At 61.9% G+C, this 22,941-nt stretch carries 26 protein-coding genes and 1 tRNA gene; 11 read left to right on the top strand and 16 right to left on the bottom strand.

Going from position 1 to position 22,941, the window contains the following annotated elements; all coding sequences use genetic code 11:
* Window positions 1–27: 27 nt before the first annotated feature.
* A complete protein-coding gene (locus NKI63_RS09040) occupies window positions 28–999 on the bottom strand; it encodes a DUF2865 domain-containing protein (RefSeq protein WP_352505021.1) in 972 nt (323 codons plus the stop codon).
* A 326-nt stretch (window positions 1,000–1,325) separates the two neighbouring features.
* Here NKI63_RS09040 and NKI63_RS09035 point away from each other — a divergent pair, with 326 nt between their 5' ends.
* On the top strand, window positions 1,326–1,541 hold the full coding sequence (locus NKI63_RS09035) for a hypothetical protein (RefSeq protein ID WP_254816566.1): 216 nt from the start codon (window positions 1,326–1,328) through the stop codon (window positions 1,539–1,541).
* Window positions 1,542–1,575: 34 nt separating this feature from the next.
* On the opposite strand, the gene tolA is transcribed toward NKI63_RS09035, so the two are convergent.
* The 4 genes from tolA to NKI63_RS09015 all read right to left on the bottom strand — a co-directional run bounded on the left by tolA (window position 1,576) and on the right by NKI63_RS09015 (window position 4,658).
* Window positions 1,576–1,980 (bottom strand): cell envelope integrity protein TolA, encoded by a 405-nt coding sequence (tolA, locus tag NKI63_RS09030; RefSeq protein ID WP_254816565.1) that lies wholly within the window; start codon window positions 1,978–1,980, stop codon window positions 1,576–1,578.
* A gap of 359 nt (window positions 1,981–2,339) precedes the next feature.
* Complete coding sequence (locus tag NKI63_RS09025) at window positions 2,340–3,203, bottom strand: glutathione S-transferase family protein (RefSeq protein WP_352505020.1); 864 nt, start codon at window positions 3,201–3,203, stop codon at window positions 2,340–2,342.
* Window positions 3,204–3,230: 27 nt separating this feature from the next.
* Entirely contained in the window at window positions 3,231–3,812 is a 582-nt protein-coding gene (locus tag NKI63_RS09020; RefSeq protein WP_352505019.1) for a VOC family protein, read from the bottom strand.
* A 405-nt stretch (window positions 3,813–4,217) separates the two neighbouring features.
* Window positions 4,218–4,658, bottom strand: a complete 441-nt coding sequence (locus NKI63_RS09015; RefSeq protein WP_254816562.1) for an SRPBCC family protein — start codon at window positions 4,656–4,658, stop codon at window positions 4,218–4,220.
* A 109-nt stretch (window positions 4,659–4,767) separates the two neighbouring features.
* Here NKI63_RS09015 and NKI63_RS09010 point away from each other — a divergent pair, with 109 nt between their 5' ends.
* Window positions 4,768–5,835, top strand: coding sequence for an adenylate/guanylate cyclase domain-containing protein (locus NKI63_RS09010; protein WP_352751190.1), 1,068 nt, complete (start codon window positions 4,768–4,770; stop codon window positions 5,833–5,835).
* A gap of 512 nt (window positions 5,836–6,347) precedes the next feature.
* Here NKI63_RS09010 and NKI63_RS09005 read toward each other — a convergent pair.
* The 3 genes from NKI63_RS09005 to NKI63_RS08995 form a co-directional block, all read right to left on the bottom strand.
* A tRNA-Glu gene (locus NKI63_RS09005) sits at window positions 6,348–6,422 on the bottom strand.
* A 90-nt stretch (window positions 6,423–6,512) separates the two neighbouring features.
* Window positions 6,513–6,920, bottom strand: a complete 408-nt coding sequence (locus NKI63_RS09000; RefSeq protein ID WP_352505017.1) for a VOC family protein — start codon at window positions 6,918–6,920, stop codon at window positions 6,513–6,515.
* Window positions 6,917–7,300 (bottom strand): fimbrial protein, encoded by a 384-nt coding sequence (locus NKI63_RS08995; RefSeq protein ID WP_352505016.1) that lies wholly within the window; start codon window positions 7,298–7,300, stop codon window positions 6,917–6,919. Before NKI63_RS08995 ends, NKI63_RS09000 begins: the two co-directional genes overlap by 4 nt.
* A 26-nt stretch (window positions 7,301–7,326) precedes the next feature.
* Between NKI63_RS08995 and NKI63_RS08990 the strand changes: the two genes are divergently transcribed.
* The 3 genes from NKI63_RS08990 to NKI63_RS08980 all read left to right on the top strand — a co-directional run bounded on the left by NKI63_RS08990 (window position 7,327) and on the right by NKI63_RS08980 (window position 10,336).
* Window positions 7,327–8,367, top strand: a complete 1,041-nt coding sequence (locus tag NKI63_RS08990) for an RluA family pseudouridine synthase (protein WP_352505015.1) — start codon at window positions 7,327–7,329, stop codon at window positions 8,365–8,367.
* A 187-nt stretch (window positions 8,368–8,554) separates the two neighbouring features.
* Window positions 8,555–9,466 carry an RNA polymerase sigma factor RpoH gene (rpoH, locus tag NKI63_RS08985; RefSeq protein ID WP_023678514.1) on the top strand — a complete coding sequence of 304 codons (912 nt, stop codon included), beginning with the start codon at window positions 8,555–8,557 and terminating at the stop codon, window positions 9,464–9,466.
* Between the two features lie 354 nt (window positions 9,467–9,820).
* A complete protein-coding gene (locus NKI63_RS08980; protein WP_352687298.1) occupies window positions 9,821–10,336 on the top strand; it encodes a hypothetical protein in 516 nt (171 codons plus the stop codon).
* Between the two features lie 190 nt (window positions 10,337–10,526).
* On the opposite strand, the gene NKI63_RS08975 is transcribed toward NKI63_RS08980, so the two are convergent.
* The 4 genes from NKI63_RS08975 to NKI63_RS08960 form a co-directional block, all read right to left on the bottom strand.
* Complete coding sequence (locus NKI63_RS08975) at window positions 10,527–11,399, bottom strand: MBL fold metallo-hydrolase (protein ID WP_352505013.1); 873 nt, start codon at window positions 11,397–11,399, stop codon at window positions 10,527–10,529.
* A 151-nt stretch (window positions 11,400–11,550) separates the two neighbouring features.
* Entirely contained in the window at window positions 11,551–12,210 is a 660-nt protein-coding gene (locus NKI63_RS08970; protein WP_352476179.1) for a peroxiredoxin, read from the bottom strand.
* A 287-nt stretch (window positions 12,211–12,497) separates the two neighbouring features.
* The gene (locus tag NKI63_RS08965) at window positions 12,498–12,863 is read right to left on the bottom strand and encodes a cell division protein ZapA (RefSeq protein ID WP_254816554.1); all 366 of its coding nucleotides are present in this window, start codon (window positions 12,861–12,863) and stop codon (window positions 12,498–12,500) included.
* Between the two features lie 4 nt (window positions 12,864–12,867).
* Window positions 12,868–13,140 carry a DUF4164 domain-containing protein gene (locus NKI63_RS08960; protein ID WP_006200774.1) on the bottom strand — a complete coding sequence of 91 codons (273 nt, stop codon included), beginning with the start codon at window positions 13,138–13,140 and terminating at the stop codon, window positions 12,868–12,870.
* A 260-nt stretch (window positions 13,141–13,400) separates the two neighbouring features.
* On the opposite strand from NKI63_RS08960, the gene tkt reads away from it, so the two are divergent.
* The 3 genes from tkt to NKI63_RS08945 all read left to right on the top strand — a co-directional run bounded on the left by tkt (window position 13,401) and on the right by NKI63_RS08945 (window position 18,668).
* Window positions 13,401–15,392: a transketolase gene (gene tkt / locus NKI63_RS08955; RefSeq protein ID WP_352801769.1), complete on the top strand. Its 1,992-nt coding sequence runs from the start codon at window positions 13,401–13,403 to the stop codon at window positions 15,390–15,392.
* A 157-nt stretch (window positions 15,393–15,549) separates the two neighbouring features.
* A complete protein-coding gene (gap, locus tag NKI63_RS08950) occupies window positions 15,550–16,560 on the top strand; it encodes a type I glyceraldehyde-3-phosphate dehydrogenase (RefSeq protein ID WP_023678507.1) in 1,011 nt (336 codons plus the stop codon).
* Window positions 16,561–16,778: 218 nt separating this feature from the next.
* Window positions 16,779–18,668 (top strand): potassium/proton antiporter, encoded by a 1,890-nt coding sequence (locus NKI63_RS08945; protein WP_352739590.1) that lies wholly within the window; start codon window positions 16,779–16,781, stop codon window positions 18,666–18,668.
* Between the two features lie 173 nt (window positions 18,669–18,841).
* Here NKI63_RS08945 and NKI63_RS08940 read toward each other — a convergent pair whose 3' ends face one another.
* On the bottom strand, window positions 18,842–19,759 hold the full coding sequence (locus NKI63_RS08940) for a polyprenyl synthetase family protein (protein ID WP_352821135.1): 918 nt from the start codon (window positions 19,757–19,759) through the stop codon (window positions 18,842–18,844).
* Between the two features lie 79 nt (window positions 19,760–19,838).
* On the opposite strand from NKI63_RS08940, the gene NKI63_RS08935 reads away from it, so the two are divergent.
* The 3 genes from NKI63_RS08935 (at window position 19,839) to NKI63_RS08925 (ending at window position 21,518) form a co-directional block, all read left to right on the top strand.
* The gene (locus NKI63_RS08935; RefSeq protein ID WP_352821269.1) at window positions 19,839–20,597 is read left to right on the top strand and encodes a biosynthetic peptidoglycan transglycosylase; all 759 of its coding nucleotides are present in this window, start codon (window positions 19,839–19,841) and stop codon (window positions 20,595–20,597) included.
* 137 nt (window positions 20,598–20,734) lie between these two features.
* Window positions 20,735–20,917 (top strand): 50S ribosomal protein L32, encoded by a 183-nt coding sequence (gene rpmF / locus NKI63_RS08930; protein WP_006203806.1) that lies wholly within the window; start codon window positions 20,735–20,737, stop codon window positions 20,915–20,917.
* Between the two features lie 199 nt (window positions 20,918–21,116).
* Window positions 21,117–21,518, top strand: a complete 402-nt coding sequence (locus tag NKI63_RS08925) for a hypothetical protein (RefSeq protein WP_023720966.1) — start codon at window positions 21,117–21,119, stop codon at window positions 21,516–21,518.
* A gap of 10 nt (window positions 21,519–21,528) precedes the next feature.
* Here NKI63_RS08925 and NKI63_RS08920 read toward each other — a convergent pair whose 3' ends face one another.
* The 3 genes from NKI63_RS08920 to NKI63_RS08910 form a co-directional block, all read right to left on the bottom strand.
* On the bottom strand, window positions 21,529–21,960 hold the full coding sequence (locus tag NKI63_RS08920; protein ID WP_352821132.1) for a GlcG/HbpS family heme-binding protein: 432 nt from the start codon (window positions 21,958–21,960) through the stop codon (window positions 21,529–21,531).
* 97 nt (window positions 21,961–22,057) lie between these two features.
* Window positions 22,058–22,288, bottom strand: coding sequence for a hypothetical protein (locus tag NKI63_RS08915; protein WP_023678501.1), 231 nt, complete (start codon window positions 22,286–22,288; stop codon window positions 22,058–22,060).
* Between the two features lie 76 nt (window positions 22,289–22,364).
* On the bottom strand, window positions 22,365–22,889 hold the full coding sequence (locus tag NKI63_RS08910; RefSeq protein ID WP_352821129.1) for a winged helix-turn-helix transcriptional regulator: 525 nt from the start codon (window positions 22,887–22,889) through the stop codon (window positions 22,365–22,367).
* Window positions 22,890–22,941: the final 52 nt, after the last annotated feature.

Raw genomic sequence — 22,941 nt, 5'->3', positions numbered from 1 at the left:
GCCGTCTCGGAACATCGCCCGCCTAGGTCAGTTCGCCGGGAAAAAGGCCGGCCCGACCACTCTCACCGGCCGCGCGCCGATCGCCCTTTCGATCGACTGATGCTGGGCAGCGCCTTGCACCTCGGCAACCGGCGTTTTTGCCTCTGCAGGAACGGCACCGGCGGTTTCGATCCCGGATTCAGGAATTTCCGCGACGATGCCAAAATCCGGCTTTGCCGTCGGCAAAGGAATGATGGCGTTGGTCATGTTGGCCGGTGTCACGGTTCGTGCCCTGAGTTCGGCGACGCGCCGATAATAGCGCTTGACGTCGCAGGCCTTGAAGTTCGCGTCGTCGCGGTACCGGAACGCGGCAGGTAGCTCCACATAGGGTTTTCCCGACTGGAGCGCGACCATCTCTTCAGTCTCGCGAGTGGCGTCGCTCAGCGTGTAGAGGTCGACGCCGGCATCGTCGCAGATATAGCGGCACTGATCGACCGTTTCCTTCAGATCGTCGCTCTTGGCGAACTGCGATCTTGGCGCGGGGAAGAAATATCCGTCCGACAAGCGAACGCAAAACAGCATCCGATTGCCGCCCATTGTTGCGCCTGCGAATTGGGGTTTGGCTGCTGTGCGCTGCTGCGCCGGCTGTTTCTTGGCAGCGGGGGCGGCGCAGCCCAGCGCGACAAACCTGGCCTTCAATCCGGACGTGTCCCTGCCCGAATTCGACAGTCTGACGATCTGGCGTTGCACCTCCGCCTTGCCGGCGACCAGGTCGGCGCAGGGGTTGAAGAAGAAGCCGGCCGTTTTCGCCGTGCATCGGCGTTGTCTCTCCAGCTTTTGAAGCGCGGCGAGTTGCCGGCGCAGTCGGGCAAGCTCGGGGCTGGTCCCGCCGCTGCGCCCCGCCGAAAGCAATTGGCTCCTGATAGCACGGCAGCTATCCGCGTAGGAGAAGGATGTGCCGAGCGCAATGGCTATTGCCGACACCAGCATCAGAATCGTGAGGAGCCAGAAGCGTGTCATTGGAACGACCATTGTCCTTGTTGCACCGAGAACAGGATTTCTTTGTCGACTATGGATAAGTGCTGGCTAAATCATTTATACCTAATTGAAGTAGACCACAACACCATCGGAGACTTCAGTTCTAGTGTAGTAAATCCACTCGCGTGAATTCAATATTACATTTTTATTTCAAGATTGAGACGAACCGGCAGCAACGACGCCCGCCACGGCGAAATTTGAAGCGCGCGGCTGGTTCCGCACCGCGATCAATCCGGCGTTGCCGGCCGGCCGTTGCTGAAACCTTAGCCCCAGGTTCGGCGTTGAGCGGCCAAAGGAGGAGACCGAAGATGTCGATCCACTTCACTGTCGCGGGGCTGACCAGGAATCTGTTCCATTCACTTGGGCTGGACCATGAACGCGCACCAAGGCCACTCGATCACGAGCAGAGGCTTTTGCTGGAGTGCTATCTCGCCGGCCAGATTCCGGAATCGGCCTGGAGCGACTATGTCTTCGAGATGCCGGAACTGGCGCGACATGTCGAGGCCAGACGAAGCCGCCACTAGATCCCGAAAAGTGGAATCCGGTTTTTGGAAAAGATCAAGGCGAAGCCTTCACTCGCGGTGCAGCCTGTTCTTGTTTGGGCGAGTTGAATTGCAGAGTGAACACCTTGCCCGGGATGCCTTGAGCCAGCGCCGGTGAAAAGCTCAACGGCAGGCAATGGTCCACGGCCGCGACCGCCGCGTCGACAAAAGCTTGGCGCGCCTTCTCCTCGCCGGCGACGCGGATGGCGGTCGGCTTGGGCCGGCCGATCAGCGTGCCATCGCGCCTGAAGCTGAAGCTCAGGGTGACGGTGGAATTCCCGGCATTCGCCGGAGGGGTCCAGCACGCCTGGATGGCAGCCCCGACCTCGGGCATGGTGTTGAGCGTCGCTGCATTCGATTGACCGGTTGCGCCCACCAGCATGGCGCCTGCAATCACGATCATTCCAGCAATGCTTTTCATGGCAGGGCCTCTGTCCTTGAACCGCCCTCGAGGACGGGACGAACTTCGATGGTAGGGCCGACAGCGGCGATGACAAGATGGCGGCGACGCGTTTCATCAGCCATGCAGGCGTCGTGAAACGCCGTCTGGCGCAACTTCGGCAGGGGCTGAAATAAGCAAAAGGCCGGCGCGCAGCCGACCTTTGCTTCCCATCCGCGCCAGTACATCCGTGGTCGCGGGCTGGAAGTGGATTCAGTAGAAAGGGTTTAGGTTAACGAAACCTTAAGCTCCCCACATCGTGCAAACAGGGGAGATTAAAAAAATCCCCAATTCATTACCGGCTCCTGCAGACGTGCGGACGACCGCTATTGGCATGTGCCTCAGGCGTTGGCCTGCGATCTCACATAGGCGATATAGCCGCGCACGTCGCCGGCCGGCTCGGCATAGGCCTTGCCGAGCTTCTTCTCGATTGCCGCCATATAGTCTTTTGCCCATTGGGGCAACGCGTAGTCGATGACGGCGAGGAACTCGAGCGTCGCCGCCAGACGGATGTCGGCGATCGACGGGTCCTTGCCGCCAATGAACGGCTTGCCGTTCCTGAAGAAGGAGTGAAACACCTCCAGCGGCTCGGCTATCGCTTTTATAGCGGCCTTCTGGGCTTCCGACTTCTTGTCGGGATGAGCGTCGCTGTGGCCGACCTCGCCGGCATATTGCGGGAAATTCAGTGCAGGATAGGTGGCGCGCGCCACATAGGGGTAGAGCGTGCCGATCAGGTAGAACATGGCGCTGTCGATCATTGCCCGCTTGGCCGGCGCCTTGGGATATAGTTTCTCCAGGCCGTGCTTGTTGGCGAGGTACTGCATAATGGCGCAGCTTTCCCACAAGACACCTCTCGGCAGGCCCTTGTCCTCGATCATCGGCGTCAAATGGGCCGGGTTTCGCGCCATGTATTCGGGCGAGCGCGTGAGGCCCCATACGTCGGTCTCGGAATGGTCGAGCCCGGCGGCGCGTGCAAACACCCGAACGCTCATATTGTTGACGCTCGGCTTCAGCATGCTGAGCGTGAGCGCCGGCTTTTTCGCCGGTTTCGCCTTGGTCTTCGCGGCCTTTTTGGCGGAGACCTTCGTCGCCGGCTTTGCCACTTTCGCCGCTGACTTGGCGGCGGCTTCGGCCGCCGGCTTCGCTCCTGGCCTGGCTGCCTTGGCCGCGGGCTTCTTTGCACTCTTGGTTGCTGTCTTTGCCATTAAATCCTCCCTTTGTTCGGCGTGCCGTCAGTACGGATTTTTCGGTGCGCGATCCTCCGACAAGGTCGTGCGCGAACGCTCGACAAGCGCCTGGATCGCATCGGCAAGGTGCACCTCGGCGATGTTGTAGTCGCCACGCGCGACACGCAGCTTGTGCGCCTCCATCAGCACGTCGGCATGGCTGAAGCCGGCCGGCGGCTCGAAGCGGTAGGAGGCGAGCTCGATCAGCAGACCGAGCGGATCCTCGAAATAGATCGAGTCCATGAAGCCGCGATCCTTGACGCCGCTGTGCTTGATGCCGCGCTCGTCGAGCCGGGCGACCGCCTGCAGGAAGGTGACGCGCGACACCGCAAACGCGATGTGATGCACGCAGCCCGTATCGGTCGGCGTGCGCCGTTTCTCCGGCGTGCGGCTGTCATCGGTGAAGACGGTGATCAGCCGGCCATCGCCCGGATCGAAATAGAGATGGCTTTCGGTGGCTTTGTCGAGGTTGGGCTGCTCGAAGATGAAAGGCATGCCGAGCACGCCCTCCCAGAAATCGATCGAGGTCTGACGCCCGGCGCCGACCAGCGTGATGTGATGAACGCCTTGTGACTGCAGCTTCTGCATCTGACTCCTCCCGGCCACGCCGTCTTGCCGCCGAACGGAAGTTCGGATGCCCAGTCGCGCTTGGATCAGCGCCCGGCATGTGACCGCGCCCGGCCTCGCTCGCCTGCGCTCCGCATTCCGCATCCTGCAGGAGTGCGGCCGGAGCTTTGATGAACGGATGCTAGTTCAATCCGAGGCGTTGCGCCAGAAGCGCTGAGTTTCAAGAACTCCACGCAGGCGCAAGAGCGCGGACGCCTTCGCCGAGCTCGCCGAAACGATCCGTCGCCGGCAGCTGTAATGGTGCGGCAGCCCGCAGGTCGCTGGGTTCCCGAGCAGCCGGTTTGGCGACGGCCGGTCAAAGGGGCCTCGTTGACGCATGCCGCGCCTGGTTCGGATTACCGGCATCCGTGGCCCCTTAGACGAAAATCACATATTCTCCATCGGCACATCGGGATCGACATGTCCCCCATCGGCAGTGATCTTCAGCCTTGAGAGGTAGTGCTCCCATCCCCTTCGGTGGCTGTCACGCTCCTTTGCGTTCGGCAGTCCGCTATGCGTGAAGCGGATCAGTGTCCCCGCATCCCTCGCGATCAGGTCGATCTCGACATGGCTGGAGCCGGGCGGCACGGTCTCGTTGTCTTCCCAGCCAAAACTGTAGGCAAGACGGTGGACCGGGATCACCTCGGTGAACTCACCGCGCGCCATATGGCGACCACCGACATTGACGAGGAACAGACCGCCCGGCGATGCATCCAAATTCGCTTCGGTCCCGATCCATCGCACGATCTGGTCCGGATCCGTCAAAAGCGCGAACACGGTCGCTTGTGGCGCCGCGACCTCAATCTCTGTGTAAACCGATTCCGCCATCGCTCACTCCAGGTCACATCCGCATCGAATGCCGTGCAAGCGAATATGGGGAGTTGCAAGAAGATGTTCGAGGCGTAAGCATAAGCCGGTGCCGAGTGACCTTCTACCGATGCTTCTCGCAAACTCGCTTTCATTCCTTCTGGACGACGCCGCGCATATTGACGACGGTGGGCGACTTCTATTGCAGCTCTCAACGCATTTGATGGAAGACGGCCTGCCGATCGTCGCCGGCGCGCTGGCGCAGGATGCTCCCGACCCGATCATTTCACGCCGCATCTGGCTCTGGCGAGCGCCTGGGGGTGAAGTGGTCGAGGCTTTGGGGATAGGCGCCGACCGCCAGAATGCCGATCCCCGGCTCGTGCTGCGGGAGTGGCTTGGCACGACGCGGGCGATCGTGTTCGACGAGCGAGCGGGCGGTGTCGCACCGACTTTGGTGTGGGCGTTCGATCATACTCCGGATGATGCGCAGTCAGAGCTGCTGCGGCAAATCTCCCGGTTTGCCGCGGCTCCGATGACCGCACTCGCAGAACGGTCCGCGAAACGCGCATTGCTCGAAGCATATTTGGGAAAGCGCAGTGCAGCACATGTACTCAACGGTCATTCTCGTCGAGTAAAGGGAGAGACGATACGGGCTGCGCTTCTGTGCGCGGACCTTCGAGGTTTCACTGATCTATCCGAGGTTTATGATGCAGACGAGATCGTATTGGTACTTGATGCCTGGTTCGATTGCGTCGCCGGCGCGGTGCACGCATTTGGTGGTGAGGTTCTCAAGTTTATAGGTGATGGCGTCCTCGCGATTTTCCCGATTGGCGAGCGCGATGCAAATGCCGCATGTGACGCTGCGGTCCGAGCCGTGAAGGCTACGCGCGCCGGGATAGATCATCTCAACCAAACTCGGCGCCGCAATGGCGGCCCTGAGCTCGGATATGGCATTGGCCTGCATGTCGGCGAGATACTCTGGGGGAATATCGGCACTGCCGGCAGGTTGGACTTCACCGCGATCGGCAAGGCTGTAAATCTTGTCAGCCGCATCGAAGGGTTGTGCAAGCCGTTGGGACGGACGGTGCTCGCGTCGACAGTGTTCGAAGCAGAAACTACCGAGCCGATGATCGCCATGGGCAGTCATCCGCTCGGAGGAATAGCAGGCGCGCAAACACTTTTCGGCTTGCCGGAATAGATCGAATGGTTGAGCGCGCCGTGGATGTGTCGTTCGCAGCACATCTTGGTATCGTGCGAAACCATGAGAGAAGTTCGAACGGCAAAGAAACTACGATACTGCAACTGGAGTATGGCGCGTTTAGAGCCCAGCCATGCGCGTCGCGCGCAGCTTCGCTGGCCGGTGCTAAGGGCCGAGTATTCCCGGCATCCACCCTTCAAGGGAGAGGCGCCTTCGCCGAGCTCGCCAAAACGATCCGCCGCCGGCCGCTGTAGCTCAGGTCGGCTCCAGGCAGTGCCGACCAGCGTGATGGACGCCTGGCGATTGTAGTTTCTATATCTGGCTCCTCCCCGCGTGGCATCGACTGCCCTGTTCAGCGCGACGTTCTGCGCGCCGCTAATTCTGTGCCGCAAGACCCATGATGCAATACTAATGCAATCGGCTCCGCTGCGTCAGAAGCGGCAATGAGCCAAATCCGCCGCGACCTAAGGCGATGGATCGGATTGATGGTTTGCCGAGAGCTTGGAGAGACTTGGTACGCCCAAGGGGAATCGAACCCCTGTTCCCGCCGTGAGAGGGCGGTGTCCTGACCGCTAGACGATGGGCGCGTTCAAGAACCGGCGATATAGGCTGACGGCTGGGAAAAAGCAACTAGGCTCAGGGCCACTGCTCGCACAGACGAAAAATCCGCTGCAAGCCTATCGTTTTGGCTCGATCAGGTCCCAGAGATTTCCATAAAGGTCGGCGAAGACCGCGACCGTGCCATAAGCCTCATGGCGTGGCGCTTCGCGGAACTCGACGCCTTTTTCGAGCATCAGCGTATGGTCGCGGGCAAAATCGTCGGTTTCGAGGAACAAAAAGACCCGCCCGCCGGTCTGGTTACCGACGGCGTGCCTTTGCGCATCGCCGGATGCTTCGGCGAGAAGCAGCCGCGCGCCCTGCCCTTTGCCCGGCGTGATCGTGACCCAGCGTTTGCCGCCGCCGAGATCGATATCTTCGGTGAGCACAAAACCCAGCCGGTCGACATACCAGGAAATCGCCTCGTCATAATTTGCGACGACAAGCGCGACCGTGGCAATGCTGCGGTGTTCGGCAAAACCGGTCATTTGTTCCTGATCGAAAAACGGCCGACGATGCGGCGCTCGGTAATGTCATAGACGAAGATGGCGCGGCTGCCGTCGGGCAGCTCGGCGTCGATCGAAAGGTGATTGCCGGAGAGCGATTGGCTGACCACCCTGGCGCCGACCGGCAGCACGATGTCGCCGTTGACCGGCTCGCCTGCCGGCACCTGGAAGTCACTGGTCAACGGCGGGGCGGCAGGCGGCGCGTTGCGCGCTTTGTAGACAAGTGCTGCTATCACCACCATAAGGGCGAGGAACAGCAGGCCGAGATTGATGGCGACGAAGCGAACGAGCTTCGTCCGCACCTTTTCGACCTCGGGGTCGAGTGGCTTTTCCTCGTCTTCGTCGGCAAGCGGCCGGGCCATGGCAGCAGATTCCGGAACTGTTTTCGATGAGCGCTCATAACGAAGAGGTCAGACAATTAATAGGGGCCGGACCGATCGTGCTGGAGGCGGGCGCCGATGCCGCCGGCCAGCGGCTCGACCAATGGCTGGCGGCCAGGCTCGGCCCCGACATGTCGCGCAGCCGGGTGCAGATGCTGATAAAGCAAGGCGCGGTCAGGATCGGCGGAAGGCAGGTCGAAGAGACGAAGCGCAAGATGGCACAAGGTGACAGCGTGTCGGTCGACATGCCGGAGCCTGAACCGGCGGCGCCGCAAGGCGAAGATATTGCGCTGGACGTCCTCTACGAGGACAACGCGCTAATCGTCATCAACAAGCCGGCCGGGCTGGTCGTACATCCCGGCGCCGGCAACTGGACCGGTACGCTGGTCAACGCGCTGATCCATCATTGCGGCGACAGCCTGTCCGGCATCGGCGGCGTGAGACGGCCGGGCATCGTCCACCGCCTCGACAAGGAGACCAGCGGCGTCATGGTCGTCGCCAAGACCGACCGCGCCCACAAGGCGTTGTCGGAGGCCTTTGCCGACCACGGCCTGACCGGCGATCTCGAGCGCGCCTATCTGGCGTTGGTCTGGGGCATACCGGCAAGGCCGACCGGGACGGTCGACGCGCCGCTCGGCCGCGCCGCCGACCGGGTACGCCGTGCCGTGGTGCCGCAAGGCCGCGACGATGCGCGCCATGCCATAACGCATTTCACCGTCGTCGAGCGCTTTGGCGAGCAGCAGCAGGAATTCGCCACGGCGAGCCTAGTCGAATGCCGGCTGGAAACCGGTCGCACTCACCAGATACGCGTCCACATGGCCCATATCGGCCATCCGGTGATTGGCGACCCCGAATACGGCCAGGCTTTCCGCACCAAGGCCAATCGGTTGCCCGAGCCGCTAAAGAGCAAGGTAAAGGCGTTTCCGCGACAAGCTTTGCACGCCCGCCTCCTTGCATTTCGCCATCCCGATACCCATCTAACGATGAGGTTCGAAGCACCGATACCGTGGGACATGGAGGAACTCGTCGACGGCTTCCGCAAGCTCTGAACCAACCACCTGAAAACCTGACCGGCGTTGTTCACTTCAGCGTGACACACTGTTTCGTGTTGAACAAATGCCTGTCTTTCTGGTTTTGTTCCTATATATGTCGGTTGGCGCGAATGTGCCTTTGGCATTCGTGCCACATGCCCGCCGCGTTTCGGGGGCATCACTCCAATAGAGAGGGGGCGCTATCATGGCCCAGTCATTACCCAGTATCGTTTCCGGCGAAGGCGGTCTCAGCCGCTACCTGGAAGAAATCCGCCGCTTTCCGATGCTTCAGCCGCAGGAAGAGTACATGCTCGCCAAGCGCTACGCCGAGCATGAGGACACCACGGCTGCGCACAAGCTCGTCACCAGCCACCTTCGGCTCGTCGCCAAGATCGCCATGGGCTATCGCGGCTACGGCCTGCCGATCGGCGAAGTGATCTCGGAAGGCAATGTCGGCCTGATGCAGGCCGTCAAGAAATTCGAACCGGAGCGCGGCTTCCGTCTCGCCACCTATGCGATGTGGTGGATCAAGGCCTCGATCCAGGAATACATCCTGCGCTCGTGGAGCCTGGTCAAGATGGGCACCACCGCCAACCAGAAGCGCCTGTTCTTCAACCTGCGCAAGGTGAAGGGCAAGATCCAGGCGCTCGATGAAGGCGATTTGAAGCCCGACCAGATCACCGAGATTGCCACCCGGCTGAACGTCTCGGAAGCGGAAGTCGTGTCGATGAACCGCCGTCTGTCGGGCGACGCCTCGCTCAATGCGCCCATCCGGGCCAGTGAAGGCGAGTCCGGCGAATGGCAGGACTGGCTGGTCGACGACCACGAAAGCCAGGAAGAGATGCTGATCGAGCAGGACGAGCTGGAAAACCGGCGCGGCATGCTGTCCGGCGCTCTTGCCGTGCTCAACGACCGCGAACGTCGCATCTTCGAGGCGCGCCGCCTCGCCGATGAGCCGTTGACGCTGGAAGAGCTGTCGGCCGAGTTCGATATCAGCCGCGAGCGGGTGCGGCAGATCGAGGTGCGTGCCTTCGAGAAGGTGCAGGACGCGGTCAAGGCCGCGGCCAAGCGCCAGACGCAGGCGTTGCGCACGATTGAGGCGCAGCCGGCGGCATAAGGCCTCCAAGAGAACCAAAAAAACGGCGGCGTCAGGTAACTGGCGCCGCCGTTTTTTCCAAAGCGGCGTCGCGTTCGACCGGCGGCGCCTTCGCGGATGTCCGATCCGCCGCCGTAACTGCCGTAGCCTCGCCATGGCGTCCGCAGACGATCGCATTGATAACGGCATTACCGCAATTTTCCCCAAGCCCTGAAAACCGTAACGCTGCAAGCTGTGGCGTCGATATTCCGGCGCCGACCGGCGCATTCCACAACCCGGCGCTCGCAGCAAGTGGCGCGATAACGGGCCGCTGATAACGGGCCGCTCGGGCTGCCTCAGCCAGTTGGAGCTCGTCTGTTGGAAACGAAAGGCAGTATGACGATGACGATTTCCCCGTTTCTGACCGCTCTTGGATCCGAAGGCCCCCCAGCCGATCGGGCGAAAGACATGGCCCTCTATGGGTGGCTAATTGGAAGCTGGGAAATGGACTCGGTCCACTACCTCGACGACGGCACAATCCAGAAATGGGATGGCGAATGCCATTTTGGCTGGGTGCTCGAAGGCCGCGCGATTCAGGACGTTTGGATCAGGCCCAGGCGCCCTGCGCCGTCCACGATGTACGGCACGACCCTGCGCATCTTCGACCCTGGGATCGATGGCTGGCACATCATATGGAACGACCCGCTCAACCGGGATCACTCGCGCCAGATCGGCCGAGCCGAGGGTAAGGACATTGTCCAGCTCGGCGATGACTCGCGCGGTCTGAAAACTCGTTGGCGTTTCACAGAGATCACTGCCAACAACTTCCATTGGATCGGCGAGGAAAGATCTTCCGAGGGCGACCCTTGGCAAAGCACGTATGAACATTTAGCCCGCCGAACAAAACCCTGACGCTGAGTAAACACCTAGCTGGCGTTCTGCGCCGCTCCTCATCCGGCTGCCGCCACCGTCTTCCCGCATGGACCTATCGGATTCAAACATCGCAAAAATCGAATCAGGATCAATAACTTGGATGACCGTCGCAGAACGATGAGGGCGGCGCCAAGTTTGGATGGCACTGTAGTGCCAGCGACCCATCTCCTCACAGGCAATCGAGCGGAAACTTCAGATAGCGCCGCCCGTTGGATTCCGGTTCCGGCAGGCGTCCACCGTTCATGTTCACCTGCAGCGCGTGCAGGATCAGCCGCGGCATCGGCAACGTCCTGTCGCGGGCTTGGCGGAGCGCGACGAAGTCGGCTTCCGTCTTGCCGCCGGCAACATGGATGTTGCCGGCTTTCTGCTCCGCGACCGTGCTTTCCCAGCGCGCTTCACGACCGCCCGGCTGGTAGTCGTGACCGACGAACAGACGTGTCTCGTCCGGCAGCGCCAGGATGTCCTCGATCGAACGCCAGAGCCGCTCGGCACTGCCGCCCGGAAAGTCTGTCCTGGCGGTGCCGCTGTCCGGCATGAACAACGTGTCGTGGATGAAGGCGGCGTCGCCAATGACGTAAGTGATCGAGGCCAGTGTGTGGCCCGGCGAGAACAGCACTCTCGCCGGAAGGCCGCCGACCGAAAAAGTTGCGCCATCGGCGAATAGCCTATCCCATTGCGAACCGTCGGCGGAGAATTCCGGCCAGTTGTAGATCACCTTCCACAATTTCTGGACGTCGATGATCCTTTCGCCGATTGCCGTCGGCGCTCCGGTTCTCCCCCTCAAATAATGGGCGGCGGAGAAATGATCGGCATGCGGATGCGTGTCGAGGATCCACTCGACCTCCAGCCCGCTTTCCCTGACGAAGTCGAGCAGGGCGTCGGCGTTCTTCGTTGCCGTTGCACCGGCCCTTTCGTCGAAGTCGAGCACCGGATCGATGATGGCGCATTTGCGGGTCGCCATGTCGGCGACCACATACTGGACGGACCCGCTCGGCTCGTCATAGAAGCCGGTGACCTGCGACCTGGCCGATAATGCGTCCAATCCCAGCCTCCTTCGCCCCTCACCACGGCAGGAAGGATTTTCTCTGCCACGGCAAATGAAAGGCATGGTTGTCCGTCAACCAAGCGCCGTCAAGCACCTCATGCTCATAGGGTCAGGAAAACCGAAAATTCTCCGTGCCGCCCCTGCCTGCTCAGGCGGAAGGCTGCTTGGTCTTCCTGAGATATGGCAGGATCGTCTCGTAGGCACCGAAGCGCTTGATGGCATCCTCATTGGAGACGGCAGCGGTGATGATGACGTCCTCGCCCTGCTTCCAGTTCGCCGGCGTCGCCACCTGGTGTTTGGCGGTCAGCTGCATGGAATCGATGGCGCGCAGGATTTCGTCGAAGTTGCGGCCCGTCGTCATCGGATAGGTGAGAACCAGCTTGATCTTCTTGTCGGGCCCGATGACGTAGACCGAACGCACCGTGGCATTGTCCGCCGGCGTGCGGCCTTCCGAGCTCTCGCCGGCACCCGCCGGCAGCATCTCATAAAGCTTGGCGACCTTGAGATCCTTGTCGCCGATCAGCGGGTAGTTCAGCGAATGGCCGGTCGCGGTCTTGATATCGTTCTGCCACTTTTCGTGGCTTTCGACGGGATCGACCGAGATGCCGATGATCTTGACGTTGCGCTTCCTGAACTCGCCTTCGAGCCCGGCCATCGTGCCGAGTTCGGTCGTGCAAACCGGCGTAAAGTTCTTCGGATGGCTGAACAATACCGCCCAGCCGTCGCCGATCCATTCATGGAAGCTGATCGGTCCTTGCGTGGTCTCTGCGGTGAAGTCCGGTGCGATGTCGTTGATGCGAAGGCTCATGGCGTGTCCCTACCTGTTTGGCTTGCCGCTGGCATTGAACGCCCCACCGGCGTTGCTTGCATTTCTAACACTGCGGCGTCATCCTTCAAGTGGCTGTTGACGCTAGGATAGTGGCCGGCCTCAAAAAAATTTTTGTCACTTAGGCGGGAAATACAGCAGTGATTTCCGCGCTGGCGAAAAAGCACCGGAGGTTGGTTGAACGCGCAGGCATTTCCGCCGATTGTTCGGCTCAGATGCTGCCCATTCCGCCGTTAAGTGGCGTCGGGTCGATGAGGCGACGCGACGCGCTACGCCTTGTTCACTGCCAGCGTCGTCGCCAGGTCTTCCATGCGCTGGGCCAGCGCGCCGAGCGCCCCGGTCAGCACGGAATCGTTCTTATCGGCCTTGGTCAGTGCATCGTCGCGCGTCTTGCGCAGCGTCAGCACTTCGCTTTCCATGCCCTTGACGCGCTTTTGCAGTTCCGAAAGCTCGTCCATGACCATGATGCCGGCCATCACAGTCAGCCGCTGGTCGCCGATCTCGCCAAAAGAATCCTTCAGATGCGAGACATAGCGGTCGAAGCGCTCGGCAAGATCTATCAGATGCTCTTCCTGGCCCTCGTCGCAGGCCATCCGATATTGCTTGCCGTCGATGGAAACCGTGACTTGTGCCATTAGCCTACCTGTCCAGTACCGCGCGGATGGTCTCCATGGCTGTCACCAGCCTTCGCGACACTTCTTTGTTGGCATCTTCCAGCCGTTCGGCGCGAGCTTCGGAATTGTCGAGCTCCTGCGCCAGCCGCGAGCGGTCGGCGTTCATCCGCTGCACTTCGGCCTCGGCTTCCGAATAGTCCCGCTCGTGCTCGAGCTTGGCCGCGACGGCGTTTTCCAGCCCTTCGATGGCCTTACCCAGCCTGGCAATGACTTCCTTGAGGGTCGTTTCCCCGGTCATGGCTTTCGTCCTGCGCCCTGCCCATCACCGAATCATCCACGTTCAGAACGCGTTATCCTTGAAACATTACGCGTCGTGTAAACCGCACGTCAATAAAGCTGTCGCGACTGTCCCCTGCTAACGCTAATGTAAGTCGCGCATGGCCATCACAAGACCGGCAAAAGCACACCGATTTGTTGACTAAAAGGCCGCGCCTGTTATGTGTCGCGCACCCTTTTCAAGGGCTTTCCCAAGGCCCAAACCCCCATTTTGGAGGAAGCATGACCTCGCGCGAACAACATGACCGGATGGCCAATGCGATCCGTTTTCTCGCCATGGACGCCGTCGAGAAGGCAAATTCCGGCCACCCCGGACTGCCCATGGGCTGCGCCGACATCGCCACGGTGCTGTTCACCCGCTTTCTCAAATACGATCCGAAAAACCCGCATTGGCCGGACCGCGACCGCTTTATCCTGTCGGCCGGCCACGGCTCGATGCTGCTTTACTCGCTGCTCTATCTGACCGGCTACGAAGACATCACCATCGACCAGATCAAGCAGTTCCGCCAATTGGGGTCGAGGACGGCGGGCCACCCGGAATACGGCCATGCCGCCGGCATCGAGACGACGACCGGCCCACTCGGCCAGGGCCTTGCCAATTCGGTCGGCTTCGCGCTCGGCGAGCGCATCATGAATGCCGCTTTCGGCAAAGATCTCGTCGACCACTACACCTATGTGCTGGCCGGCGACGGCTGCCTGATGGAAGGCGTATCCCAGGAAGCCATCGCGCTTGCCGGGCATCTGAAGCTGAACAAGCTGATCGTCTTCTGGGACAACAACAACATCTCGATCGATGGCCCGGTGTCGCTCGCCGATAACACCGATCAGGTCGCCCGCTTCCAGGCGTCCGGCTGGAATGCCAGCCATATCGACGGCCAGGACCCGGAAGCGATCGCCTATGCCATCGAAGCGGCCCGCCACTCCGACAAGCCGACGATGATCGCCTGCAAGACGACGATCGGCTTCGGCGCGCCGACCAAGGCCGGCACCAACAAGGCGCATGGCTCGCCGCTCGGCGCCGAGGAAATCGCTGGCGCCAGAAAATTCTTCGGCTGGGATTATCCGCCCTTCGAGGTTCCGGCCGATATCCTCGACGCATGGCGTACCGCCGGGCGGACCGGCGTCAAGGCGCGCACCGACTGGGAAAGCCGGCTTGCCAAGGCCGACGCCAAATTGCGCGCAGAGTTCGAACGCCGCATCAGTGGCACGCTGCCGGCCAACTTCGACGCCGTCATTGGCGACTACAAGAAGAAGCTCGCCGCCGACAAGCCGAAGGTCGCCACCCGTAAGTCATCGGAAATGGCGCTGGAGGTCATCAACGGCGCAGTGCCCGAAACCATCGGCGGCTCGGCCGATTTGACCGGCTCCAACAACACCAAGACCAGCCAGACCAAGAACATCACCGCCGACGATTATGGCCAGCGCTATGTCCACTACGGCATTCGTGAGCACGGCATGGCGGCAGCGCTCAACGGCCTGACATTGCATGGCGGCATTATCGCCTATGGCGGCACTTTCATGTGCTTTTCCGATTATGCCCGTCCGGCGATGCGGCTTGCTTCGCTGATGGGCATCCGCTCGATCTTCGTCATGACCCATGATTCGATCGGCCTTGGCGAAGACGGCCCGACCCATCAGCCGGTCGAGCATCTGGCAGCACTTCGCGCCATCCCGAACCACAATGTCTTCCGCCCGGCCGACGCGGTCGAAACCGCCGAATGCTGGCAGTTGGCCATTGAGTCGGAAAAGACGCCTTCGACATTGGCGCTGACCCGGCAGAACCTGCCGACGGTACGCAACGACTTCGTTGCGGAAAACCTCAGCAGCCGCGGCGCCTATGAACTTGCCGCCGCGAGCGGTGAAGCCGCGGTGACGATCTTCGCTTCGGGCTCCGAGGTCGAGATCGCGCTGGCCGCCCGCCAGGCGTTGGAAAAGCACGGCCATGCGACCCGCGTCGTCTCGGTGCCGTGCTTCGAATTGTTCGACAAGCAGAGCGCCGACTATCGCAGCAGGACGATCGGCAATGCGCCGCTCAAGATTGCCATCGAAGCCGGCATCCGTCAGGGCTGGGATCACTTCATCGGCACCGACGGCATCTTCATCGGCATGACCGGCTTCGGCGCTTCCGGCACTATCGAACAGCTCTACCCGCATTTCGGCATTACCGCCGAAGCAACGGTAAAGGCGGCGGAAGCCCGTCTGCACGGCAAATGAAGGTGAGCCCGCCCGGCAAGGGCTGGCATAGCGGTTTTGCCGGGCGGTGGAGCATTAATCGATTTAAATCCAATCCTCGGCGGCTGGATTCTTTGCCCGTCCGCCGTTATGAAGCTGCGGACTTGATCTTCGGCCTCCAACTCCCAGGGAGAGAACAATGACCGTCAGAGTTGCTATCAACGGATTCGGCCGCATCGGCCGAAACATTCTGCGCGCCATCCATGAATCCGGCCGCAAGGATATCGATGTCGTCGCGGTCAACGATCTCGGCCCGGTCGAGACCAACGCGCATCTGCTGCGCTTCGACAGCGTGCATGGCCGCTTTCCGCATGAGGTGACGGTTGACGGCGACCAGATCATCGTCGGCAAGGAAAAATTCAAGGTCACCGCGATCAAGGATCCGACGCAACTGCCCTGGAAGGAGCTCGGCATCGACATCGCGCTCGAATGCACCGGCATCTTCACCGCCCGCGACAAGGCCGTCGCCCATCTGACCGCCGGCGCCAAGCGCGTTCTCGTCTCCGCTCCGGCAGAGGGCGCCGACCTCACCGTCGTCTATGGCATCAACCACGACAAGCTGACCAAGGACCACATCGTCATCTCGAACGCCTCCTGCACCACCAACTGCCTGGCGCCGCTGGCGGCCGTGCTGAATGAGGCGGTCGGCATCGAAAAGGGCATGATGACGACGATCCATTCCTATACCGGCGACCAGCCGACGCTGGACACTATGCACAAGGACCTCTACCGCGCCCGTGCCGCCGCGCTGTCGCAGATTCCGACATCGACCGGTGCCGCCAAGGCCATCGGCTTGGTACTGCCCGAGCTCAAGGGCAAGCTCGACGGCATCTCCATCCGCGTGCCGACGCCGAACGTTTCGCTCGTCGATTTCAAGTTTATCGCCAAGCGGCCGACCACCGTCCAGGAGATCAATGACGCGGTGATCGCCGCTTCAAACGGCAAGCTGAAGGGCATCCTCGCCGTTACCCGTCACCCCAATGTTTCGATCGACTTCAACCACGATCCGCATTCTTCGATCGTGGCGCTCGACCAGACCAAGGTCATGGACGGCAACTTCGTTTCGGTGCTGTCGTGGTACGACAATGAGTGGGGCTTCTCGAACCGCATGGGCGATACCGCGGTCGCCTTCGGCAAGACCATCGCCTGATCGCAGAACCATCTTCTCGACCTGGAAGACGCCCGGCTCAGTCCGGGCGTTTTTCGTTGCAGCACGAACCGCCAACGCACGCTCTGCTGCTTGGGAATGCCAAAACGTTCGACGATCGGCAGCGTGGGGCAAAAAGCCACGCTGCTGCCTTGCAGCGGCCATGTCTTCGCCCCACTCTCCCGTGATGCCGGAGCATATCGACTAGGGGCGACCAACGAATGGAGCATGGTATCTATCTGGTGACGCTTGTTGGAGCAGCACTTGTCGTTGCCGCCGCGTTTTCGAGCTTGATCGCCTTCCGTTTCGGCGCCCCTCTCCTGCTGCTATTTCTCTGCATCGGCCTCGCTACCGGAACCGATGGTCTCGGCATCCACTTCGACAACGCCCGAGTTGCTTATTTTGCCGGCTCATTGGCGCTGGCGGTCATCCTTTTCGATTCCGGCTTCGGTACGCCGCTCAACGCCTTACGGCAGGCGGCCGGGCCGGCGCTGTCGCTGGCGACATTCGGCGTCCTTTTGACCACCGGCCTGTTCGGCGCCGCCGCCTATTATCTGCTCGACCTGACCTGGCTGGAATCCTTCCTGCTCGGTGCCGCCGTCGCCTCGACCGACGCTGCGGCGGTGTTCTTCCTGCTACGCGCCGGCGAGATCAATTTGCGCGAGCGCGTGCGGTCCACGCTCGAGGTGGAATCCGGCACCAATGACCCGATCGCCATCTTCCTGACCATCACGCTGGTCGAGGTCATCGCCGCCAACATCCACCCCGAGGCAAAGGTGCTGGTTACCGATCTTGCCGTCGGTTTCCTGGTCAACATGGGCCTCGGTGCGGTCATCGGCATTCTCGGCGGCATGGCCATTGTGCGTCTTGTCGATCGCCTCAATCTCGATCACGGCCTGTTGCCGATCTTCGTGCTGACGCTGTCGCTGATGGTGTTTGCTGCCGCCGGCGCCGTCGGCGGGTCCGGCTTCCTGGCGGTCTATCTCGCAGGCCTGATTGCCGGCAATTCCGATATTCGGGCCGTCACCATCCTCAAGCGCTTCCAGGACGGCATGTCGTGGCTGGCGCAGATCATCATGTTCCTGATCCTCGGCCTGTTCGCGACGCCTTCGCAATTTCCGGCGATCCTGATGCCGGCAGTGCTGCTCGGCCTGTTCCTGATATTTGTGGCACGGCCAATCGCGGTCTGGCTGTGCCTGGTGCCGTTCCGCCTGCCACGCCCGGAAGTCGCCTTTGTCTCATGGGTTGGCTTGCGTGGCGCCGTGTCGATACTGCTTGCCATCACGCCGCTGCTCGGCGGCCTGGACAACGGCCGCCTCATCTTCAACACCGCCTTCATCATCGTGCTGGTCTCGCTGATCATCCAGGGATGGACCGTCGGGCCGCTGGCGCGCCGCCTCGGCCTTATCGTGCCGGCCCGCCTGGGACCGCTCGACAAGGTCGAATTGGAACTGCCGGGCTCCGCCCATCATGAGCTTCTCGCCTACCGCGTGGCACCCGGCAGCCCGGTGGCGCGTGGCGAACGCATTCCGCGCTGGGCGCGGCCATCGCTTGTGTTGCGCGACGGACGCTCGATGCGCTTCCAGGATATGGGCCGCCTGGCGGCCGGCGACCATGTCTACATCTTCGTACCGGACCGCTATCCGCGCCTGCTCGACAAGCTGTTCGCCAGCCGTGCCGTGGTCGATCCCGAGGATGCGGACTTCTTCGGCGCCTTCGCTGTCGATCCGTCACGCTCCGCCGAGGAACTGGAGACCGCCTATGCGCCGGGCCTGACCGAGGCGGAACGCAAGCTCAGCATCGGCGACCTGGTCACTACGCGGCTCGGCGGCCACGCCGAATACGCCGACCGCGTGCTGCTCGGTCCGATCGAGTTGATCGTTCGCGACGTCGACGACAAGGGCAGGATCACCGGCCTTGGCCTGTCCTTCGAGCCGACCGCGCCGGTGGCGCGCGTTCCGGTGTTCCTCAGCGCCGGCGAAATCCGCGACCGCATCGCCGCCTTCATCCGCAACCGGCGCAAGCCGGCCGAAGCGCAGGCGGTCGAGGCGGCGGCCGAGCTGGAACCGGTTCCGCAGCCCGTGGCGGAAAAGACAACTGGCGAAGGCTGACCGCTGTCGACGCTAGCCGCGGAACCCTGCCGCCGAGGGTTGAAGAATGGCCCGGCAACTGGCGTGGCGAGCCATATGGTCCGACATCGCCGGAGTCCCGATCGGCTGCTCCAAGGCATCTGCCCGAACAGTCGGCAATTCTCCGTGACTGTACGGCGCCATGGGGAGCGCTTTTAATTGTTGCGGGCCGCTACGAACTGCGCCGCTTGTTTCAGAAGCGCGGCTTGTTCGCCATAGGGCTCGAGCAGCGCATGAGCCTGGTCGACGAGGCCCTGGAGCTGATCCCGCGCCCAGCCCGGTCCGTGCAGCGCGACCAGCGTCGCCTTGCCGGCCGCGGCATCTTTGCCCGTGGCCTTGCCCATCTGATGCGCGTCGGCGGTCAGGTCGAGCAGATCGTCGGCAAGTTGAAAGGCAAGCCCAATCGCCGAACCAAATTCGGCCAGCCTTTCGCGGTCGCCCGACGGCGCGCCGGCAAGGATGGCGCCCGCTTCGCAGGCAAAGCGGATCAGCGCACCGGTTTTCATCGCCTGAAGCCGGATGATGCCGGCCTCGTCCGGCCGGCTTTGTTCGGCCTCGAGATCGAGCATCTGGCCGCCGACCATGCTTCCCGCCCCGGCGGCACGGGCCAGTGCCAGCACCAGCGCTGCCCTGCGCTCGGCCGGCAGCATTGTCGCCTCGTCGGCAAGGATGTCGAAGGTAAGTGTCAGCAAGGCGTCGCCGGCAAGAATGGCGGTCGCCTCATCGAAAGCCCTGTGCACGGTCGGCTGGCCGCGGCGCAAATCGTCGTCGTCCATGGCCGGCAGATCGTCATGGATGAGCGAATAGCAGTGCACGCATTCGAGCGCCGCCGCCACGCGCAGCGCCGCCTCGCCATCGGCTGAAAACAGTGCAGCACTTTCCATAACCAGGAAGGGACGCAGTCGTTTGCCGCCGTTCAGCACGCCATGTCGCATTGCCGCCATCAGGCGTTCGGGCCGCGCGACCTCGCCCGAAAGCGTGCGTCCGTCGAGCAACCGTCTCAGCAGCGCCTCGAGCGGAACTGCCCGGGCAATAAGTGCGGCTTCGAACGCCATTTGGTCGTCTTTCGTCATGGTCGGGAGCGGTAGCCGACACTCAGACGTTGCGCAAGAAGCCAAGCGCCATTATGCCGGGGGCAGGGAGTAGCGCGGACTGGGTGGCTTGGCGGAACCGATCGTCGATCACGAAACCGAAGGGTTGGACATGGCAAGACCGAGACGCGGCAGCCGCATCGGTCTTCAACGCTGGGTCCGGCGCGGCATCGCCGTCGCTGTCGTGCTGGCGCTGGTGCCGCTGGTGCTGACCTTCCTGTACCTGCCGTCATTCGTGCATCCGGTGTCGACATTGATGCTGAAGGACCTGGCGACGTTTTCCGGCTACGATCGGCGCTGGGTTTCCATCGACGAGGTCGCGCCGGTGCTGGCATATTCGGTCATCATGTCGGAGGACGGGCAGTTCTGTTTCCATCGCGGCGTCGATCTGGGCGAGTTGCGCGGCGTTGTCGACGATGCGCTCGCCGGCGAGATGACACGTGGCGCCTCGACCATCACCATGCAGACGGTAAAGAACCTTTATCTATGGTCGCGGCCGTTGGGCTCGGTCCGTAAGGTCGTCGAACTGCCGCTGGCCGTCTATTTCGATGCGGTGCTGTCGAAACGGCGGATCATGGAGATCTACCTCAACATCGCCGAATGGGGACCGGGCGTCTACGGCATCGAGGCCGCCGCCCAGCATCATTTCGGCGTCTCGGCAAAACAGCTGTCGCGTCGGCAGGCAGCGCTGCTTGCCGTCACCTTGCCGAACCCGATCGTGCGCAATCCAGCGAAGCCCGGGCCGGGACTGAGGCGGCTTGCCGCGTTGATCGAGCGGCGCGCGGGCCGCGCCGGCGCCTATGTCGGTTGCCTGCGATAGTGTCAAAAAAAAAACACGGCGACGCTGGCCAAAACGCCATCGGGCGTGTATAGGCAGCCGACTTTCTCAGATTCCGGCCCCTGATGTGGCCCTTTCACGAGGGCCGCCGGGGCGTTACCATGTAGTGGAGCATATCCATGGCCGTTCCGAAACGAAAAACCTCTCCGTCGAAGCGCGGCATGCGCCGTTCCGCCGACGCACTGAAGGCCCCGACCTATGTCGAGGACAAGAACTCCGGCGAGATGCGCCGTCCGCACCATATCGACCTAAAGACCGGCATGTATCGCGGTCGCCAGGTTCTGGAGCCGAAGGAAAGCTGAGAGAGCTTTCGACGGTTTACAGGTTGCGAAACGACCGGCCATTGGCCGGTCTTTTTGCGTTTGCGACAACTGATCGTATCAGCCGGGCCTGACATTGTTGTTTCACGCCGTCTTTGTCCGTGTTTATCGGTCGCACGAAAATTCTTGACGGCGAACGCCGGGCGCACTCTACAAAGATCAGTCCAACCGGAGCCGCCACATGTTCGGTGCCATCCCGCTGCTGATCGTGCCTTTCATCCTCTACAATCTCGGGCTTCTAGGAATATTCGGCAGCGGCGACGATCCGTGGGCGACCGAAATGTTTTCGGTCCGGATGATGTCGGGTGGCGTGTTCTCGATGACCCTGGGCGATCTCATCGTGCTGATCGCACTGATCTTCTTGTTCGTCGAAGTGGTGAAGTCGACGCGTACGACAAATGCCTCGATCATGGACCACCTTTTGTCGACCTTCGTCTTTGTGGCCTATCTGGTCGAGTTCCTGCTGGTGAAGGGCGCCGCCCATTCTGTTTTCTTCACACTGATGGTCATAGCGCTGATCGACGTACTGGCCGGCTTTTCGGTGTCGATGCGGTCGGCCAGCCGCGACATCAATATGAATTAAGGATCCCGGCTCAGCCCGGGTCGGCGCTAAAGCCAGCCGCCTCGATGCCGGCGATGGCTGCCGTTTCGTCATTGTCGGACGTGTCGCCGGAAATGCCGACGGCGCCGATGATTGTGCCGGCCTCGTTGCGGATCAGCACGCCGCCGACGACCGGCAGGACACGCCCGCCCGACACGTCGGAGACGCCGGCGATCAGATGCGGGCGCTCCCTGGCGAAGGCTTCCACCCGGCGCGAGCCCATGCCGATAGCGAGCGCGCCATAGGCCTTGCCGGCCGACATTTGCGGACGCAGGAACGACGCGCCGTCCTGACGCTGGAACGCGACCAGATGGGCGCCGGCATCGAGCACCGAGACGCCAAGCGGCCTGAGCTTGAGCTCGGCACCCTTGGCAAAGGCGGCGGCGATGATTTCAAGGGCTTTGTCGAGCGTCAGTGCGGTCATGGCCGTCTCCTAAACGCCAGTTATCAACCGGCAGAACAGATCGCGGTGAAACTGTTTCGCGTACGAAAGGAAGCAGTGGGATCCAGGGAGCGCCGGCTTATTTCTTCTTGGCGCGAGGCTTCTTCACCGGCGCCGGAGGCGCATTGGCCAGGTCTTCCGCTTCCTTGGCGAGGCGCAACGCCCGCAGCTTGTTGGTTTTGGCTTGGCGGGCGTCGCTCTCGGCGACATATTCCGCCATCGCCTTCTGGCGCACCGTGGCTGCCTCTTCCTGTTTCTTGAAACGCAAATCGGCCCGCGCACGGGCAGTATCCTTAGAGTTCTCGACCAAGAGCGTTATCCAATCCCGTAAATTATCTTCAGTCCCTTGATAGCAGAGCCAGCCCGCAATTGGGAAAATAAGTTGGTCATGGCGCCGGATCGCAGCCGACGCGCTCCGCGTTGCGGGCGACCGCCGCTTCGTATCCGGCCTGCAAGATCGCGCGGACAGTGGGTCCAGTTGGCGCGGGAGATGTGCCCAGATGCTCGTAGCGCAACTCGTTCATGAACTGCTCCCACATCGGCGTGCCGCCTTTTTCCAGAAGCTCGGCACGGATCGAGAGCTCGTCGCTGACCGGCAGCCAGACGCGGCCCCAGGCGCCGAGATGGGCCAGGATCGGCACCAGCGTAATCGCCATTTCGGTCAGGCTATAGATCGCCTTTTGCTTGTGGGAGGGATCGCCCGTCTTGGTCAGCATGCCGAGCTCCATCAGCCGCTTCAGCCGGTCGGCGAGGATGTTGGAGGCGATGCCCTCCATCGAGCCGTTGAGCAGTTCGCGAAAGTGGCGTCTGCCGCCGAAGATGATGTCGCGAAGGATGATCAGGCTCCACCGGTCGCCGAACACTTCGAGCGACAGGTTGATGGGGCATCCGGACCGACGATCGATGTTCATGCGAATCTCCAAAACCGGTTGCATTATTGTATCGGTTTTAATATCGTGCAAC

It is taken from the genome of Mesorhizobium sp. M0410 (assembly GCF_040321435.1).
Classification (GTDB): domain Bacteria; phylum Pseudomonadota; class Alphaproteobacteria; order Rhizobiales; family Rhizobiaceae; genus Mesorhizobium.
Note: the sequence above shows the minus strand (reverse complement) of the source record. Positions and strands in the feature narration are given on the sequence as shown.